General features: G+C 73.8%; 2 protein-coding genes. One reads left to right on the top strand and one right to left on the bottom strand.

All coding sequences use genetic code 11. The annotated features are described in order from the left end of the window. The first annotated feature begins 159 nt into the window (after positions 1-159). Positions 160-552, top strand: a complete 393-nt coding sequence (locus tag CWC38_RS11745; protein ID WP_121846884.1) for an Rv2175c family DNA-binding protein — start codon at positions 160-162, stop codon at positions 550-552. 54 nt (positions 553-606) lie between these two features. On the opposite strand, the gene CWC38_RS11750 is transcribed toward CWC38_RS11745, so the two are convergent. Next, positions 607-1,522: polyprenyl synthetase family protein (locus CWC38_RS11750; RefSeq protein WP_133306266.1), on the bottom strand; the 916-nt coding region annotated here is incomplete at its 5' end.

Consider the following 1,522-nt stretch of genomic DNA (forward strand, 5'->3'; position numbering starts at 1 on the left):
GTCCTGGGGCGGGTCAACCGGCATGGTCGCGACACCTGACTCGAGATGGGGGAAATGGGGAAGACCGCACGCACCCTCCGGTGCCGCGCGGTGCCCCCAGATTACCCGACCCCTGCCGCGCCCACGGGTTCTCGGCCGCGCGCGGGCCGTGGCACAGTAGTGCCCGTGAACTACTCAACCGATCTCACGCCCCAGGAATTCGCGGAACTCGACACGCTCGTGGGCGAGTGGACCCACCTCCCGGACATCGCGGAGGCCATGGACATCCAGATCACCCGGGTGCACCGGCTCATGGACGACGGCTCGCTGCTGGAGGTGCGCCGCCCGGAGGACCGGGTGCGGGTGGTACCCGCCGCGTTCATGGACGGCGCCCACCCCGTGGACTCCCTCAAGGGCACGGTGGCCGTGCTGCGGGACGCCGCCTTCACGGACGTCCAGGCCATCCGCTGGCTCTTCACCGAGGACGAGTCCCTCCCGGGCCGTCCCATCGACGCGCTGCGGCGCGGCCAGAAGACCGAGGTGCGGCGTCGGGCCCAGGCCCTGGGCTGGTGAGGCGCCGTCCGGTGCGTGCCGCCCCCTCGGGGTGGCACGCACCGGCGGCGACCGTCAGCGGGTGCGGCGCACGGCGGCGTCGGCCAGGGCGCGCAGCCCCGCGCGGGCGACGTCCGGCGCCGGAAGCGTTGCCAGGGCGGCGTCGGAGGTCGTCACGAGGGAGGAGATGAGCTCCTCCGAGCGGTCGTGCGCCCCGCTCTCGTGCATGAGCGTGCGCACGCGGTCCACGTCCTCGTCCGAGAGTTCCACGCTGCCCAGGACGGACTCCAGCCACTGCCGTGCGTGCGGCTCGAGGCCCGCCGTGCACAGTGCCACCAGGGCGGTGCGCTTGCCCTCCCGGATGTCGTCGCCGGCGGGTTTTCCGGTGGTGGCGGGATCGCCGAAGACTCCCAGCACGTCGTCGCGCAGCTGGAAGGCCTCCCCGAGCGGAAGGGCGAACGCCGAGCACTGCGCGCGGAACCCGGCGTCCGCGCCGGCGAGGGCGGCGCCCAGGGACACGGGGTGCTCCACCGAGTACTTGGCGGACTTGTAACGCAGCACGGTCATGGCCCGCCCGAGCTGCTCCCGGGGATCATCAGGGGGCGGTGCCACCTCGGCGTGGACGTCCAGGTACTGGCCCGCCATCACCTCGGTGCGCATGGTGGAGAAGATGTCGCGGGCGGCGGCGGACGCCTCGCGCGGGACGGCCGCGGCGGCCTCGGCGAAGAGCTGCTCCGCGAAGGACAGGCTCATGTCGCCGGTGAGCACCGCCGCGCTCACCCCGAAGTGCTCGGGGTCCGCGCTCCACCCGGCGCCGCGGTGCAGGGACTCGAAGACCCGGTGCACGCTGGGACGCCCCCTGCGGGTGTCGGACCGGTCCAGGATGTCGTCGTGGATCAGCGCGGCGGTCTGGAACAGCTCCAGGGACGCCGCGGCCGCCACCGCCGTCTCCGAGACCTCCGAGCCCCCGGCCGCCCGCCAGCCCCAGAAG

It is taken from the genome of Kocuria tytonicola (genome assembly GCF_003687455.1).
GTDB classification, from domain to species: domain Bacteria; phylum Actinomycetota; class Actinomycetes; order Actinomycetales; family Micrococcaceae; genus Kocuria; species Kocuria tytonicola.